Genomic DNA, 249 nt, shown 5'->3' with positions numbered 1-249 from the left:
CGGCTGTACCGCTTTTTTCCGGGTGAAACTGTGCACCGAAAACATTGCGTTTCCCGACGACAGCCGGAACACGAACGCCGTACTCAGCGCTTGCCAGAAGATCGCCGTCTTCCATCCCGTCTATATAATAGGAATGGACAAAGTAAACGAAGCCTTCTTCCGCTTCCGAAAGCAAAGGAGACGTTTGGTGAAACGTCAGCCGGTTCCAGCCCATATGCGGCACCTTCAGCTTGTTTCCTTCGGCATCTC

Annotated in this window: 1 protein-coding gene; it reads right to left on the bottom strand. The window is 53.0% G+C overall.

The window, feature by feature from the left end; genetic code table 11:
• Nucleotides 1-249: glutamine amidotransferase-related protein (locus tag SB658_RS26220; protein ID WP_410603415.1), on the bottom strand; the 249-nt coding region annotated here is incomplete at both ends.

This window comes from Bacillus sp. SIMBA_008 (genome assembly GCF_046535495.1).
Taxonomy (GTDB): Bacteria; Bacillota; Bacilli; order Bacillales; family Bacillaceae; genus Bacillus; species Bacillus subtilis.
The sequence above is the reverse complement of the archived record's forward strand: the minus strand, read 5'-3'. Positions and strand labels throughout refer to the sequence as shown.